This is a genomic window from Nocardioides sp. S-1144 (assembly GCF_005954645.2).
Classification (GTDB): Bacteria; Actinomycetota; Actinomycetes; order Propionibacteriales; family Nocardioidaceae; genus Nocardioides; species Nocardioides dongxiaopingii.
The window spans coordinates 3,647,939-3,662,907 of sequence record NZ_CP040695.2; the positions used below are offsets into that span (position 1 = coordinate 3,647,939).

Consider the following 14,969-nt stretch of genomic DNA (forward strand, 5'->3'; position numbering starts at 1 on the left):
GTCAGCCGCCCGGGACGGCGGGCGGGGAGTCGACGTCGTGGCCGCGGGCCAGGTCGCCGCACTCCACCAGCGCCACGTCGTGGGCGGCGAGGTAGGGCTTGGCGCCGGCGTCGCCGACGGCGGCCGCGGCGACGCCGGCCCAGTGCTCGCGGCCGAGCACGACGGGGTGACCCGGCACGCCGTCGTACGACGCCCGCGCCAGGGTGGCCGGGCCGGCGCCGGCCGCGACGCGGCGGACCACGTCGGCGGTCACGTCGGGCAGGTCGACGAGGTGGACGACGACCGCGTCGCCGGCAGCCCCGTCGGCCGCCCCGTCGGCCGCCCCGTCGGCTGCCCCGTCGTCCGCCCCGTCGGCAGCCCTGTCGGCAGCCCTGTCGAGGGCGGCCAGTCCGGCGCGCAGCGACGCCGCCATGCCGGTCGCCCAGTCGCCCGCGACCACGACCGGCACGCCGGCGGGCACGAGGCGGGCGGCGTCGTCGGCGGCCGCGCCGAGCACCACCGTGACGCGCTCGCACCCGCCGTCGCGCAGCACGCCGAGCGACCGGACCAGCCACGACGTGCCGTCGGCGTCGTGCACCAGGGCCTTCGGCCGGCCCATCCGGGAGCCGGCCCCGGCGGCGAGCAGCAGTCCGGCAGTCACGACTCAGCCCGGGAAGGCCTCGGCGTACACCGCGGCCAGGCCCTCGCTGTAGGGCGCGGTGAAGCCGCACAGGGTGACCCGGTCGTCGGTCGCCGAGACCAGGTAGCGCCCACCCTCCTCGAACGTCACGCCGGCCAGCAGGGCCGCCATGTCGTCGCTGGGCGCGGTGACGGTAACCAGGTCGGTCTCCTCGCCGGTGTAGTACCGCGTCGGCTCGAGGGTCACCTTGTCGCCGCTGATCGCGGTGACGGTGCCCTCGAAGGCCAGCGACTGGGCGGCCACGACCTGCGGCGACTCCGCGGGCGGCAGGCAGCGCCCGCTCGCGCCGGCGGTGTCGACGCCGAGCCGGGTGACGCTCTGGGCGGCCTCCGACGTCGGCGGGCTCGCCGCGGGCTCACCGGCGACCGGGGGCGTCTCCTCGTCGTTGCCCACCGTCGCCCAGAGGATCCCGCCGCCGATGAGCACGAGGGCCGCGGCGGCGACCAGCCAGGTCAGGCGGCTGCGGTGGCGGGTGCCGTCGGTGCGCGACTCGTCGGTGTGCACGTCGGTCATGGTGTCCTCCAGGAGTCGGGCCACCCGGGACGGGTCGGCCGGTGGCAGGGAGGCGGCCGGGTCGTGCGCGGCGAGCAGGGCGCGCAGGTCGTCGTCGTGCTGGTCGTGCTGGTCGTCCTGCTGGTCGTGCTGGTCGTCCTGCTGGTGGTGCTCGTTCACGGCTTCCTCCCTTCCGTCGACCCCTCATGTCCGGCACCGACGCCGATCTTTCGCAGCTCCTCGCGCAGCCGGCCGCGGGCGCGGTGCAGCCGGATGCTCACGGCGTTCGGCGTCACGTCGAGGACCACCGCGATCTCCGAGGGCGTGAGCTGCTCCCACGCCCACAGCCGCAGCAGCTCGGCGTCGGACGCCGGGAGCGCGGCCAGGGCCTCGCCGACCGCGTCGTCGGCCGCGTCGCCGGCCGCGCCGGGCGGCGTGGTGGCGGCGGCCGGCGGGTCGACGACGGCGATCCGGCTGGCGACCCGGCGCTGGCGGCGGTCGCCCCGCTCGGCGTTGGCCAGGCAGTGGCGGGCGACGCCGTAGGCCCAGGGCAGGGCGTCGTCGGGCACCTCGTCGATCCGCCGCCAGCACACCAGCAGCGTGTCGGCGAGGACGTCGTCGGCGGTCGCGGCGTCGGTCCGGCGCGCGAGGTAGCGTCGCAGCGGCTCGACGATCTCGGCCGCGACGTCCTCGAGCCGGTCGCGGCGTCCCTCCGAAGTCACCCCACCACCGTGTCACACGCCCGGGTTTCGGCCCGCCCGCCACGGGATAGGTTCCGCACGTCCCTCAGGCCTTCAGTAGGAGTCATCGTGGCGCACTTCCCCTCGGTGGGCGAGGAGTTCGGCGGGTACCGGATCACCCGCCAGCTCGGCCGGGGTGGCATGGGCGTCGTGTTCGCCGCCGAGCAGCGCGGCCTGGGCCGCACGGTCGCCCTCAAGGTGCTCTCCCCCGAGTTCGCCGAGCAGCCCGACTACCGGGCCCGGTTCGCCCGCGAGGCCACCGTGCTGGCCCGCCTGGACTCCCCGCACGTCATCGCGATCTTCGACCACGGCGAGCAGGACGGCTGCCTCTACATCGCCACCCAGTACGTCGGCGGCGGCGACCTGAGCGACGCGATCCGCCGCCACGGACCGGTGCCCGCGGTCGAGGCCGCGACGATCGCCGAGCAGATGGCCTGGGCGCTGCGCGACTCGCACGCGGCCGGCGTCGTCCACCGCGACCTCAAGCCCAGCAACGTGCTGCTGCGCGGCGTCGGCTCGGAGACCTACGCCTACCTGTGCGACTTCGGCATCGCCCAGGACCGCACCCCCGGCAACACGGTCACCGGCGCGGTCGCCGGCACCTTCGCCTACCTGGCCCCGGAGCGGCTGCGCGGCGAGCCCGCCACCGCCGCCGCCGACATCTACGCCCTCGGCTGCGTGCTCTGGACGATGGTGGTCGGGTCCGCGCCGTACGCCGGCAGCGACGTCCAGATCGGCATGAGCCACCTCAACGCACCGGTCCCGCGGCTGGTCGACGACTCCCCCGTGGCCCGCGCCGTCAACGACGTCCTGCAGCGCGCGCTCGCCAAGGAGCCGGGCCGCCGCTACCCCGACGCCGGCGCGATGCGCGCCGACCTGCGCGAGCTCGCGCGGGTCGCCGGGGCGCCGCACCCGCCGCTGCGTCCGTTCCCGACCGCCGCCCCGTCCTGGCCGCCGGCGCCACCCTCGGCTCCGTCCTCGGCTCCGGCCGCGGCGGCGGCCGCGGCGGCGGCCGCGGCGGCGGCGAGGCCGAGCCACCCCGGTCCGCCGAGCCACCCCAGCCGGCCGAGCCAGCCGAGCCTGGCCAGCCAGTCGTCGGCGCCGGGTGCGCCGTGGCTGCCGCCGCCCCCGTCCTTCGCCGGCCCGCCGCCGCCCCGCAAGCGCCGCACCGGCCTCATCGTGGCCGGCGTGGTGGCCGCCGTCGTCACGGTGGTCGGCGGCGTCGCCGTGGCCGTGGTGGCCAACGGCGGTGGCGGCGACCCGGTGGCGGACCCGACCGGGTCGACCTCGACCAGCACGACCAGCTCGACCGCCCCGACGTCGCCCACGACCACCGCCCCCACCACGCCGGTCGCCCCGACCACGACGGAGACGGTCGACCCGCCGGAGCCGCCGCCGGAGCCGAGGAAGACCCCGACCCCGACCTACCCCGACGTGCCCGCCGCCTCCGGCGTGCAGATCGAGCTCGGGGCGGCGTCGCTGCGGGCGCCCTCGGGGTGGGGCACCATCGACCGGGGCATCGTGCAGGACGGCGTCGGCGCGCGCGACTACGGCGACACCGAGGGCTACTACTCCTCGGTCTTCATCCGGCGCAGCGAGCCCGTCATCCCCATCACCTCGCCCGAGCTGCTCGAGATCGCGGCCGAGGCAGCCGTCGAGAACCTCGACGAGGCCGACGACACCATCGAGCTCAAGTTCAGCGGTCTCATGCCGCGGGCCTGGCTCGACGGCGAGCGCGCGGTGCGCATCCGCGCGTCGTACTTCTCGACCAAGGACAACCTGTCGTTCACCGAGGAGACGTGGTTCGCCCAGCGCGGCACGTACCTCTACCGCGTGACCTTCCAGCACAGCCGGTCGGACTCGCAGGCCGCCCGCCGCGGCCAGATCGACCCGATGGTCGTCTCCTTCCGCTGGCGCTGACGCCCCCAGCCGACGGGGCGGCGTCCGGGCGGCGTCGTCCTCGACGTCTATCGCCCCACCCGTCACTCCGTCGCACGAAACTCACGCTCCTTGGCCGAAACTTCGTGCCAGGAAAGGGAGTTTCACCGCCTCAGCGGTGAAACTCCCGGCAGGTGCGGGCCGCGCGTCGATGAGGGCGCAAGCGCGCCGGAGCTCGACATCCGTCATCGCTCTGCACGACGTCACCAACCCCCTCAGCCCCACGGGGCACACCGGCGGACGGAACTCCCGCTCCTGGGCCGAAACTTCATGCAAGGAGCGGGAGATTCACCGCTTCAGCGGTGAAACTCCCGCCAGGTCCCGCGGCGGACGCGCGCAGGAACCGGACGAACGACACCGGCCCGCCCCCAGGAGGGGACGGGCCGGTGGTGGTGCGGGTCAGGCAGCGGCGGGACTCAGAAGTCCATGCCGCCCATGCCGCCGGACGGGTCGCCGCCCATGGGCGCCGCCTTCTCCGGCTTGTCGGCCACGACGGCCTCGGTGGTGAGGAACAGCGCCGCGATGGAGGCGGCGTTCTGCAGCGCGGAGCGCGTCACCTTGGCGGGGTCGATGATGCCCTCGGCGATCATGTCGACGTAGTCACCGGTCGCGGCGTTGAGGCCGTGACCCGCGGTGAGGTTGGCGACCTTCTCCGCCACGACGCCGCCCTCGAGGCCGGCGTTGATGGCGATCTGCTTGAGCGGGGCCGAGGTCGCGACGCGGACGATGTTCGCGCCGGTGGCCTCGTCGCCGACCAGGTCGAGCTTGTCGAACGCAGTGGCCGCGGCCTGGACGAGCGCCACGCCACCGCCGGCGACGATGCCCTCCTCGACGGCCGCCTTCGCGTTGCGAACGGCGTCCTCGATGCGGTGCTTGCGCTCCTTGAGCTCGACCTCGGTGGCCGCGCCGACCTTGATGACCGCAACGCCGCCGGCCAGCTTGGCCAGGCGCTCCTGCAGCTTCTCGCGGTCGTAGTCGGAGTCGGACTTCTCGATCTCGGCGCGGATCTGGTTGACCCGGCCCTCGATCTGGCCCTGGTCGCCGGCACCCTCGACGATGGTGGTCTCGTCCTTGGTGATGACGACCTTGCGGGCCTGGCCGAGCAGCTCGACGCCGGCGGTCTCGAGCTTGAGGCCGACCTCCTCGGAGATGACCTGGCCACCGGTGAGGATGGCGATGTCCTGCAGCATGGCCTTGCGGCGGTCACCGAAGCCGGGGGCCTTGACGGCGACCGACTTGAAGGTGCCACGGATCTTGTTCACGACCAGCGTGGACAGCGCCTCGCCGTCGACGTCCTCGGCGATGATCAGCAGCGGCTTGCCGGACTGCATGACCTTCTCGAGCAGCGGCAGCAGGTCCTTGACGTTGCTGACCTTGGAGTTGGCGATGAGGACGTAGGGGTCCTCCAGCACGGTCTCCATGCGCTCGGGGTCGGTGACGAAGTAGGCCGAGATGTAGCCCTTGTCGAAGCGCATGCCCTCGGTGAGCTCGAGGTCGATCCCGAAGGTGTTCGACTCCTCGACCGTGATCACGCCCTCCTTGCCGACCTTGTCCATCGCCTCGGCGATGGCGTCACCGACGGTGGTGTCGCCACCGGCGGAGATGGTGGCCGTGGCCGCGATCTGCTCGCGGGTCTCGACCTCCTTGGCCATGGCCTGCAGCTGCTCGGCGACCGCCACGACGGCGGCCTCGATGCCACGCTTGAGACCCATCGGGTTCGCGCCGGCGGCCACGTTGCGCAGGCCCTCGCGGACCATCGCCTGGGCCAGCACGGTGGCCGTCGTCGTGCCGTCGCCGGCGACGTCGTCGGTCTTCTTCGCGACCTCCTTGACCAGCTCGGCGCCGATCTTCTCGTAGGGGTCCTCGAGCTCGATCTCCTTGGCGATGCTCACACCGTCGTTGGTGATCGTGGGGGCACCCCACTTCTTCTCGAGCACGACGTTGCGGCCCTTGGGACCGAGAGTGACCTTGACGGCGTCGGCGAGCGTGTTCATGCCACGCTCGAGGCCGCGCCGGGCCTCCTCGTTGAAAGCAATCAGCTTGGGCATAACTCCTGGAGTTCCTTGCCTGTGGAGTTGGGGGTACGGAGTGGTGGGCTGCCCGCGACGGACGATCTCCGCACGACCCGGCGAACCCTGCTCGCCGGCGCTGAAGACCTCAGCTGACACCGCTCCGGTTGTCACTCTCATGGTAAGAGTGCCAGCCTCATGTTTAGCACTCGCCCCCCGAGAGTGACAACCCGGTCGTCGCCGGAGGAGGCCCGGGGCGCGGGTCGAGGGCGTGGGTCAGAGGCGCGTGGCGAGCGCCGCGGCGAGCGCGGTCGCGTTGACCGGGAGGATCGGGAGGTACAGGCCCGGCTCGGTGACCTCGACCTCGCTGACGACGAGGCGGCCGTCGAGGTGGAGCAGGTCGACCCGGGCGTAGACCAGGTCGGCGCCGGTGCGCGTGGACGCCGCCGCGACGGCGTCGACGGCGAGCCGGGCGGCAGCGTCGTCGAGCGGCACGGCGGTGGTGGTGCCTCCGTGCCGCTCGTGCACCCGGACGTCGTGACCACCGGTGCGCTTCACGGCCTGCGACACCGGCCGGCCGCCGAGGACGAAGACCGACTGCTCGCCCTCGGTGTGCACCGAGTCGACGAGCGGCTGGACCAGCCACGGGCCGGCGCTGCCGGACCCGCCGGGACGCCAGGCGGCGGCGTCCGCGACGACCTCGACACCGACCCCGGACGCCCCGACCCGGGGCTTGACCACGGCGGTGCCGAACCGCGCGACCGCGGTCCGGACGGCGTCCGCGTCGCCGGCGAGCACGCTCGGCACGACGGGCAGGTCGGTGTGCCCCGCGAGGTCGAGCAGGTAGCTCTTGTCGGTGTTCCACCGGAACGCCGCCGCCCCGTTGATGAGGGCCGGCCCGATCCGTTCGGCCCAGTCGAGGAACTCCCGGCGTCGGTCCTGGTAGTCCCAGGTGGAGCGCACCGCGACGAGGCGGGCGCCGGCCCAGTCGACGGACGGGTCGTCCCACACGGCCCAGCGGCTGCTCAGGCCGAGCCCGGCCAGGGCGGCGTCGAGGAGCTCGTGACCGGGCTCGCCGAACGGGCGGCCGGCCGAGGTCACCAGCAGGACGTCGAGCACCCGCCCAGCCTAGGCAGCCGGTCCGGCGACCGGCCGGCGCTCCGGGTCAGGGCGGCGTCGGCGCGTGGTGGCCGAACGGCACCCGGTCGTGCAGGCCGAGCGCGGTGAGCACCGAGGGCAGCAGCGCGGCCGCCGTGCGCCGGTAGCCGAGCGCGCTGGGGTGGAACCGGTCGAGGCTGAACATCTCGTCGGGGTTGGTGATGAAGAACGGCCCCACCACCCGCGCGAGCGACACCGCGTGCGCCCCCGTGCGGACGGCGGCGGCGGCCTGCGCCGTCGCGAGCTGGCGTGACGCGCGCGAGCCGAGCGCGCGCAGCGGCTGCGGCACCGGCCGCAGCGCGCCGAGGTCTGGGCAGGTGCCGACGACCACCTCGGCGCCGCGCTCGCGCAGCCGGCGGACGGCGTCCTCCAGGTGACGCACCGACACCGCGACCGGCACCCGGTGGGTGACGTCGTTGCCGCCGACCACGACGACGGCGACGTCGGGGCGGTAGCCGTCCGGGAGCGTGGCGAGCTGCGCGGCGAGCATCGAGCTCTCCGAGCCGACCACGGCCACCGTGCGCAGCCGCACCGCACGGTGGGTCCGCTTGGCCAGTCCCTTCGCGAGCCGGCCGCCCAGGGTGTCCTTGCGGCGCTCGGCCCCGAGCCCGGCCGCGATGGAGTCGCCGACGAGGAGCAGGTCGAGCGGGTCCCCGTACGACGAGCGCCAGATCCGGTCGGCGTCGGGCGGGCTCTCCCCCAGCGGCTTGCCGATCAGCCGGCGCGCGGTCGCGGCCTGCCGGGCGAGCAGCCCGCGGGCGCCGTACGCACCGCCGAGGACACCGGCGGCGCCCGTGGCGGCGAGGAGGGTCAGTGGTCGGGACGGCATGGCCCCATCTCACGCACGGGTCGTTGAACGGACGGTGTCGATCTCGGGGGTGCCCGCGCGTCATCTCGGTGACAGACTTCCCACGACCCAGAAAGAGGACGCCATGACGACGACCTACGCCATCCTGCTGCCCGGCGACGAGAACGCCTGGGAGGCCCTCTCCCCCGACGAGCAGGCCGCCGTGTTCGCCCGGCACGACGCCTTCTCGACCGCCCTCGAGGCCCGCGGCCACCGGATCACCGGAGGCGCCGAGCTCACCCACTCCCGCGAGACCCGGCAGGTGCGTCGCGTCGGCGGTGAGGTCGTCGTCACCGACGGGCCCTACGCCGAGACCGTCGAGCAGCTCTCGGGCTTCTACCTCGTCGAGTCCGACGACGTCGACGACCTGGTCGAGGTGGCCGCGATGCTGGCCGACGACGGCGACGGTGCCGTCGAGGTCCGCGCCTGCCAGCCCGGGCCCGACGCGGGCGCGGCGGACGCATGAGCCGCTTCCTGCTGCTGATGGCCGAGGCCGGGCACTTCGACGCGTGGGACGCCGCCGACGACGCGCTGCGCGACCGGGTCGTGGCCGACTTCCAGGCCTTCGACCGGGCCGTCCGCGAGCGGGGCGCGGTGGTCGGCGGCGAGGCGTTGAGCCGGCCGGAGACCGCTCGCACCGTCCGGCCGGCCGGGGCGGACGACGTCCGCCCGGTGACGGCCGGCCCGTTCGCCGAGACCGTCGAGCAGCTCGGCGGCTTCTACCTGGTCGACGTCCCCGACCTCGCCGCCGCGGTCGAGCTCGCGACGCTGCTGCCGCGCGAGTACGCCGTCGAGGTGCGCGAGTGCGTCGACGTCCCGGACTTCTGACCGGGCGCCCGCCCCGCGACCCGACGTGACCCTCGAGCGGCTGTTGCGCGAGGAGTGGGGCCGTCTCCTCGCCCTGCTCGTCGCGCAGTTCCGCCGCCTCGACCTGGCCGAGGACGCCCTCGGCGACGCCTTCGAGGCCGCGGCCCGGCGCTGGCCCGACGACGGCGAGCCGGCCAACCCCCCGGCGTGGCTGCTCGTCACCGCCCGACGGCGGGTCCTCGACCGGCTGCGGGCCGAGGCCGTCGCCCACCGGTCCCTGCCGCTGCTGGCCGTCGAGACCGACCTGGTCGAGGAGGCCGGGCGCGTGCTCGCCGACGGGTCGGCCCCCGGCGAGGCCGGGGCGGTCGACGAGCGGCTCCGCCTCGTGCTGCTCTGCGCCCACCCGACCCTCCCGGCCGAGCACGCCGCCGCGCTCACCCTGCGGCTGGTGCTCGGCGTCCCGACCGCCGACGTCGCCCGGCTGTTCCTCGTGCCGACCGCCACGATGGCCGCCCGGCTCACCCGGGCCCGCAAGCGGCTGGCGGGCGCGTCGTTCGCCGTGCCGACCGGCGCGGCGCTGCTGCACCGGGTCGCGGACGTCGCCGACATCGCCTACCTCGCCTTCACCGCCGGGTACGCGCCCGGGTCGGGCGCCGACGTCGTGCGGTCCGAGGAGGCCGGCGAGGCGCTCCGGCTGGTCCGCGTGCTGCGCGAGGTGGCCCCCGACGCGGCCCGGCCCGACCTCGACGCCCTCCTCGCGCTCATGCTGCTGCAGCACTCGCGGCGCGACGCGCGGGTGGCCGGCGGCGCGCTGGTGCTGCTGCCCGACCAGGACCGCAGCCGGTGGAAGGGGGCGGAGATCGCCGAGGCGCTCGACCTGCTGACCCCGCTGGCCGCGGGGACGACGTCGACGCCGTACCTGCTCCAGGCGCTGATCGCCGCCGAGCACGCGATCGCGCCCACCGCCGCCGCCACCGACTGGGCGCGCATCACCGGGTGGTACGCCGAGCTCGAGGACCTCACCGGCTCGCCGGTCGTGCGACTCAACCGGGCGGTCGCCGTCGCCGAGGCCGACGGGCCGGAGGCCGCGCTGGCCCTCCTCGCCGGGCTCGACCTCCCGGGCCACCGGCTGCCCGCGGTCCGGGCCGAGCTGCTGGCTCGGGCCGGACGGCGCGCCGAGGCGCGCACGGCCTACGACGCCGCCATCGGGGCGTGCGAGAACGCCGCCGAGCGCGAGCACCTCCTGGGCCGTCGCGACCGCCTCGACCACGACGCCCGGCCCCCCGGGGCCGCCGGCGCGTAACGCGCGGTCGCGGCCGTCGTTGTGACGTCGTGCACCCCGGAGACCGCGCGACCCGCCGCCCGCTCGCCCCTCACGGCGTCCTCGCCCGTCTCGGCATCCTCGGCGTCGCCGGCGGGCTGGTCCTGCTCACCGCGGCCCCCGGTACCGCCGCCGGCCCGGTCGCCCAGGCGACCGCGACGGCCCTGACCGTGAGCCTGGCCGGCACCCCGGCGGGGTCGGAGACCTACGCGGTCACCCACGACGGCACCCGCGAGTCCGCGACCGGCACCCGGACCCCGGTGGTCTCCCTGCTGGGCGGCCAGTCGTCGGCGTCCGGGAGCGTGCTGACCCAGGACGCGACCGCCGGCGTCGTCGACGGCGCCGGCCGGTCCGCCGCGTGCGCCGGACTCGCCGGCCGGGGCGCCGGCGTGGGCTCGGTCGGTGACGGCAGCTGCCTGACCCCCGGCGACGCGCTGAGGATCGACGCCGGCACCCTCGACCTCAGCGGCGTCACCCTCGTGCGCTCCGACCTGCTCCAGGGGCTCGACGCCGAGCTGCAGGACGCCCTGGCCCCGCTCCTGGACGCCGCCCTGCCGGCCGCCCAGGACGGACTCGCCACGGCGCTGACCTCGCTCGGCGACCTCGGCCTCACCCTCGACCTGGACGCCGTGCAGAGCTGGTGCAGCGCGACGACCACCTCGGCCGAGGGCGACTCCCGCCTGGCCGGCGCCGCACTCGCGGTCGAGGTCGCCGGCGAGCGCGTCGAGGTGCTGGCGCTGCCCGCCGACCCGGCCCCGAACACCCGGCTCGCGACCGGGCTCGACGAGGTCGTGGCCACCCTGACCGCCGCGCTCACCACCCAGCTGGAGACCGGCTTCGACGGCGTCCTCGCGCCGGCCGGCGTCCTGCTCGACGAGCTCGAGTCCGCGTTGCAGGAGAACGTGCTCTCCGTCGTCGCCGAGCAGCTCGCCCCGCTCGAGGAGAACCTGCTGGACGCCGTCCTGAACAAGCAGGTCCGGGCCGGCAGGGACAGCATCGAGGTGACCGCCCTCGACGTCGAGGTGCTGCCGGCCGCCCGCCAGTTCGGCTTCGAGCCCCTCGCCCTCGAGGTCGGTCGCTCCACGTGCGGTCCGGGCGGACGCGTCGTCGCCCCGCCGGTCGAGCAGACGCCGTCCGCGGAGCCGAGGCCCGAGCCGACCGTCCCGACGTCGGTCCCGGCGGGGCTGGACGGCGTCCCGGCCGCCGCGCCGGCCGACGGCGCCGCCGGTGGTCGCGGCACCGGGCCCGCCCTCCTGGCGCTCGGGGTGCTCGCGCTCGCCGCCGGCCTGGCGTCCTACCGCCGTGTCCTCCGCTAGCAGCAGCGGCCCGGGGCCGCGGCTGGACGGGATGCTCGCGGCGGCGACCACCACCCTGCTCGTGCTCTGCGTCGGCCTCGTGGCGTGGGGCGCGGTCGGCCCGGGCCCCGGCGCGGCGTCGGCGGACCGACCCGTCGTCCCCGCCGCCGCACCGGTGCGCCTGGTGGTGCCCTCACTCGGCATCGAGGCCTCCGTGGTCCCGGTCGGGCTGAGCGCGGACGCCGTCCTCGACCCGCCCGCGGACGCCACCACCGTCGGGTGGTGGGACGACAGCGCCCGCCCGGGCGCCGCCCGCGGCCAGGTCGTCATCACCGGCCACACCGTCCACACCGGCGGCGGTGCCCTCGACGCGGTGAGCACCACCCCGGGCCTGCGCGGCCGGCGCATCGACGTGCGGACCCGCGCCGGCGTCCAGCACTACCGGGTCGTGCGGCGCGAGGTGCTCAGCCGCGACGAGCTCGCCGCGGGCGCCCAGGGCCTCTTCGGTCAGGACCGTCGCGACGACGGCGGTGCCCGGTTGGTGCTGGTCACCTGCACCGACTGGAACGGCAGCTCCTACGACAGCAACGTCGTGGTCGTCGCCGAGCCGGTCTGAGCCCGTCGCTCAGGCCTGCCCGTCCCGCGCAGTTGCCGCGAATTGGCCAGCTCCCGGACCGGGAACCGAGCCGATCGCGGCAATTGCCCCGAATTGGCCAGCTCCCGGGCCGGGAACCGAGCCGATCGCGGCAATTGCGCGGATCTGGCAGGCGGACCGGACCGGCCCGCGTGGGTAAGGGGGCGTCAGCCGCCGGCGACGGCTGGGATGACCGAGACCTGGACGCCGTCGGGGGTGGCGGTGTCGAGGTTCTCGAGGAACCGGACGTCGTCGTTGCCGACGTAGACGTTGACGAAGCGGCGCAGCCGGCCGTCCTCGTCGAGGATCCGAGCCCGGATGCCGGGGTAGGAGGCGTCGAGGTCGCCGAGCACCTCGGCCAGGGTGGACCCGGTGGCGCTCACCTCGGACTCGCCGCCGGTGTAGGTGCGCAGGATGGTCGGGACGCGGACGGAGACGCTCACGCTGGTTCTTCCCTCTCGGTTCTCGGGGCTGGGGTCGGGCTCAGGCGCCGAGGCCGGTGGCCCGGAAGGCGTCGTACGACGGCTCGATGGTGGCGGCCGCGGAGACGATCCCGGAGACAGCGTCGAGGGTCTTCAGCCCGTGGCCGGTGTTGATGACGACGGTCTCGAGCGCCGGGTCGAGCTGGCCGGTCTCCACGAGCTTGCGGGTCACCGCGACGGTGGTGCCGCCGGCGGTCTCGGTGAAGATGCCCTCGGTGCGCGCGAGCAGCACGATGCCGGCGCGGACCTCGTCGTCGGAGACGTCCTCGACCGCCCCGCCGGACTCCCGGCAGATGTCGAGCACGTAGATGCCGTCGGCCGGGTTGCCGATCGCCAGGCTCTTGGCGATGGTGTCGGGCTTGACCGGGCGGATGGCGTCGGTCTCGGCCTTGTAGGCGATCGAGACCGGCGAGCAGCCGGTGGCCTGCGCGCCGAAGACGCGGTACGGCTTGTCCTCGACGAGGCCGAGGGCGATCAGCTCCTGGAAGGCCTTGTGCACCTTGGTCAGCTGCGAGCCGGAGGCGACCGGGATGACGATCTGGTCGGGCAGCCGCCAGCCGAGCTGCTCGGCGATCTCGTAGCCCAGGGTCTTGGAGCCCTCGGCGTAGAAGGGGCGCACGTTGACGTTGACGAACGCCCAGCCCTCCTCCTCGCCGGCGATCTCCGAGGCGAGCTTGTTGACGTCGTCGTAGTTGCCGTTCACCGCGACGAGCTGGTCGGTGAAGATGGCCGAGTTCACCTGCTTGGGCTGCTCCAGGTTGCTCGGGATGAACACCACCGTGCGGATGCCGGCCCGGGCGCCGGCCGCGGCGACGGCGTTCGCGAGGTTGCCGGTGCTGGGGCAGGCGAACGTCGTCGCGCCCAGCTCGCGGGCCGCGCTCAGCGCGCAGGCCACGACCCGGTCCTTGAAGGAGTTGGTGGGGTTGGTCGAGTCGTCCTTGACCCACAGGTTGTCGATGCCGAGCTCGGCGCCGAGGTTGGTGGCCTTGAGCAGCCGGGTGAAGCCGGGCTCGGTGTTCGGGCTCTGCTCGATGTCGGTCGGCACCGGCAGCAGCGCCTTGTAGCGCCAGATGTTGCGGGGGCCGGCCGCGATCTCCTCGCGGGTCACCACGGGGAAGTCGTAGGCGATCTCGAGGGGACCGAAGCACTCGGGGCACGCGTAGTGCGGGCCGAGGTCGACCTCGTGACGACACTCGCGGCACACCAGGCTGCGGGCGTTGCCGAAGGCACCCTCGCGGACGGGGCCGGGTCCCGTGGCCGTCGTGGTGGGCTGGTCGATCGTGGGAGCGCTCATGAAGGTCCTCCTTCTCATCTTCCCCGGGGCGGATCTCGCGTCCGGGCGGAATTGGCACCGTTTCCACGATCCGTTCCGGGTCTGTCCGGAGGCGGAGGTTCGTGGCGGTTGCCGGGACTTCGCTGGGCCGTTCCCTCAGTCCCTCGTGATGAGCTGTCTCCGACTCTACGACCACCCGTCTCACGATGCGTCACCGAGTCCCGGCATGTGGGATCTGGCGCGAACGGCCGGTGGCTTCGTCGGCGCTCGCTGGCGCTCGCTTGCTCAGCCTCCGGATGGGGCGGGTGGCTTCGTCGGCGCTCGCTGGCGCTCGCTTGCTCAGCCTCCGGATGGGGACCGGCGCTCGCTTGCCCAGCCTCCGGATGGGGCGGGTGGCTGCGCTCGCTCGCCCAGCCTCCGGAGGCGGTGGGTGGGTCAGGCGCGGAGGGAGGCGGCGTCCTCGGTGAGCTGGCGCAGCAGCGTGAGCACCCCGGCGGGGCCGGGGACAACGACGTCGGCGAGGCCGACCAGGGCGTTCTCCTCGTCGGAGGACGAGGCGACCAGCAGGGTCGGCATCCCGTCGTCGCCGAGCTGCCGCACGGCCTCGAAGGCCTCGAGGTCACCGAGGTCGTCGCCGGCGAAGAGGAAGCCGCCGGCGTCGAGCTCCTCGACGATGGTCCGGACGGCGGTGCCCTTGTGCGAGCCCGGCGAGCGGACCTCGATCACGCTGCGGCCGGGCTCGACGACCAGGTCGTGGCGGGCCGCGAGCGCCTCGAGCTCGGGCAGCAGCCGGGCGAAGGCCGCCTCGGCGTCGGGCAGCCGCCGGGTGTGGACGGCGACCGCCAGGCCCTTGTCCTCCACGTAGGCCTCCCCGGCGTCGACCCGCCGCAGCACGCGCGGCAGCTCGCCCTCGAAGCTGGCCAGGCCGTGCGGCGGTCGCGGGCCGATGACCCGCCGGTTCGTCGAGCTCCACCGCTCGTTGCCGTACTGGCCGAAGAGGTAGAGGTCCTTGCCGGCGTCGCCCATCGCGGTGCCGACCTCCTCGAGCCCGCCGAGGTCGAGGGCCTGGCGCGCCGGGCGCCCGGTGATGACGGCGACCGCGAGCACCTGCGCGCCGAGGCCGACCAGCACCTCGCCGGCGTCGGGGTGGATGTGGGCCGCGGACGGGTCGTCGACGATCGGCGCCAGGACGCCGTCGAAGTCGAGCCCGACGACGGTCTCCGCGGCGACGCGCACCAGGGCGGCGTACCGCTGCTCCCCCTGGCTCGAGGTGAACTCCACGCCCCTACCCCAC

Annotated in this window: 15 protein-coding genes and 1 riboswitch; of the genes, 6 read left to right on the forward strand and 9 right to left on the reverse strand. The window is 74.9% G+C overall.

The features are described 5' to 3' along the window. Position 1: 1 nt before the first annotated feature. From FE634_RS17175 to FE634_RS17185, 3 genes are read right to left on the reverse strand one after another with little or no spacing between them, the layout of a single operon-like run. Positions 2 to 640, reverse strand: coding sequence for a nucleotidyltransferase family protein (locus tag FE634_RS17175; RefSeq protein ID WP_148240806.1), 639 nt, complete (start codon positions 638 to 640; stop codon positions 2 to 4). 3 nt (positions 641 to 643) lie between these two features. Next, entirely contained in the window at positions 644 to 1,351 is a 708-nt protein-coding gene (locus tag FE634_RS17180) for a hypothetical protein (RefSeq protein ID WP_148240807.1), read from the reverse strand. Beyond that, the gene (locus FE634_RS17185; RefSeq protein WP_148240808.1) at positions 1,348 to 1,893 is read right to left on the reverse strand and encodes an RNA polymerase sigma factor; all 546 of its coding nucleotides are present in this window, start codon (positions 1,891 to 1,893) and stop codon (positions 1,348 to 1,350) included. The genes FE634_RS17180 and FE634_RS17185 overlap by 4 nt, the downstream gene beginning before the upstream one ends. 87 nt (positions 1,894 to 1,980) lie before the next feature. Between FE634_RS17185 and FE634_RS17190 the strand changes: the two genes are divergently transcribed. Further along, positions 1,981 to 3,831 carry a serine/threonine-protein kinase gene (locus FE634_RS17190; protein WP_138876583.1) on the forward strand — a complete coding sequence of 617 codons (1,851 nt, stop codon included), beginning with the start codon at positions 1,981 to 1,983 and terminating at the stop codon, positions 3,829 to 3,831. 434 nt (positions 3,832 to 4,265) lie between these two features. On the opposite strand, the gene groL is transcribed toward FE634_RS17190, so the two are convergent. The 3 genes from groL to FE634_RS17205 form a co-directional block, all read right to left on the reverse strand. Next, positions 4,266 to 5,897 carry a chaperonin GroEL gene (gene groL, locus FE634_RS17195; protein WP_137293618.1) on the reverse strand — a complete coding sequence of 544 codons (1,632 nt, stop codon included), beginning with the start codon at positions 5,895 to 5,897 and terminating at the stop codon, positions 4,266 to 4,268. A 237-nt stretch (positions 5,898 to 6,134) separates the two neighbouring features. Then, positions 6,135 to 6,977 carry an ATP-grasp domain-containing protein gene (locus FE634_RS17200; protein WP_148240809.1) on the reverse strand — a complete coding sequence of 281 codons (843 nt, stop codon included), beginning with the start codon at positions 6,975 to 6,977 and terminating at the stop codon, positions 6,135 to 6,137. A gap of 46 nt (positions 6,978 to 7,023) precedes the next feature. Then, the gene (locus tag FE634_RS17205; protein ID WP_138876586.1) at positions 7,024 to 7,845 is read right to left on the reverse strand and encodes an SGNH/GDSL hydrolase family protein; all 822 of its coding nucleotides are present in this window, start codon (positions 7,843 to 7,845) and stop codon (positions 7,024 to 7,026) included. A gap of 103 nt (positions 7,846 to 7,948) precedes the next feature. On the opposite strand from FE634_RS17205, the gene FE634_RS17210 reads away from it, so the two are divergent. From FE634_RS17210 to FE634_RS17230, 5 genes are read left to right on the forward strand one after another with little or no spacing between them, the layout of a single operon-like run. Further along, positions 7,949 to 8,329 (forward strand): YciI family protein, encoded by a 381-nt coding sequence (locus tag FE634_RS17210; RefSeq protein ID WP_137293621.1) that lies wholly within the window; start codon positions 7,949 to 7,951, stop codon positions 8,327 to 8,329. After that, positions 8,326 to 8,691, forward strand: a complete 366-nt coding sequence (locus FE634_RS17215) for a YciI family protein (RefSeq protein WP_138877212.1) — start codon at positions 8,326 to 8,328, stop codon at positions 8,689 to 8,691. The genes FE634_RS17210 and FE634_RS17215 overlap by 4 nt, the downstream gene beginning before the upstream one ends. A 25-nt stretch (positions 8,692 to 8,716) precedes the next feature. Further along, positions 8,717 to 9,973, forward strand: a complete 1,257-nt coding sequence (locus tag FE634_RS17220; RefSeq protein ID WP_148240810.1) for an RNA polymerase sigma factor — start codon at positions 8,717 to 8,719, stop codon at positions 9,971 to 9,973. A 29-nt stretch (positions 9,974 to 10,002) separates the two neighbouring features. Continuing rightward, a complete protein-coding gene (locus FE634_RS17225) occupies positions 10,003 to 11,307 on the forward strand; it encodes a hypothetical protein (protein WP_148240811.1) in 1,305 nt (434 codons plus the stop codon). Next, complete coding sequence (locus FE634_RS17230) at positions 11,294 to 11,902, forward strand: class F sortase (protein ID WP_262347464.1); 609 nt, start codon at positions 11,294 to 11,296, stop codon at positions 11,900 to 11,902. The genes FE634_RS17225 and FE634_RS17230 overlap by 14 nt, the downstream gene beginning before the upstream one ends. A 185-nt stretch (positions 11,903 to 12,087) precedes the next feature. Here FE634_RS17230 and FE634_RS17235 read toward each other — a convergent pair whose 3' ends face one another. The 3 genes from FE634_RS17235 to otsB form a co-directional block, all read right to left on the reverse strand. Continuing rightward, positions 12,088 to 12,363 (reverse strand): MoaD/ThiS family protein, encoded by a 276-nt coding sequence (locus FE634_RS17235; RefSeq protein ID WP_148240812.1) that lies wholly within the window; start codon positions 12,361 to 12,363, stop codon positions 12,088 to 12,090. A gap of 40 nt (positions 12,364 to 12,403) precedes the next feature. Then, complete coding sequence (gene thrC / locus FE634_RS17240) at positions 12,404 to 13,696, reverse strand: threonine synthase (RefSeq protein ID WP_148240813.1); 1,293 nt, start codon at positions 13,694 to 13,696, stop codon at positions 12,404 to 12,406. Positions 13,697 to 13,707: 11 nt separating this feature from the next. After that, positions 13,708 to 13,851, reverse strand: a riboswitch (SAM riboswitch). A gap of 259 nt (positions 13,852 to 14,110) precedes the next feature. Continuing rightward, positions 14,111 to 14,956: a trehalose-phosphatase gene (gene otsB, locus FE634_RS17245; protein ID WP_138876588.1), complete on the reverse strand. Its 846-nt coding sequence runs from the start codon at positions 14,954 to 14,956 to the stop codon at positions 14,111 to 14,113. Between the last annotated feature and the right edge of the window lie 13 nt (positions 14,957 to 14,969).

Coding starts and splice junctions, on each gene's coding strand:
- groL (WP_137293618.1), bottom strand. CDS start 5,897: ATGCCCAAGCTGATTGCTTTCAACGAGGAGGCCCGGCGCGGCCTCGAG.
- FE634_RS17205 (WP_138876586.1), bottom strand. CDS start 7,845: ATGCCGTCCCGACCACTGACCCTCCTCGCCGCCACGGGCGCCGCCGGT.
- FE634_RS17210 (WP_137293621.1), top strand. CDS start 7,949: ATGACGACGACCTACGCCATCCTGCTGCCCGGCGACGAGAACGCCTGG.
- FE634_RS17215 (WP_138877212.1), top strand. CDS start 8,326: ATGAGCCGCTTCCTGCTGCTGATGGCCGAGGCCGGGCACTTCGACGCG.
- thrC (WP_148240813.1), bottom strand. CDS start 13,696: ATGAGCGCTCCCACGATCGACCAGCCCACCACGACGGCCACGGGACCC.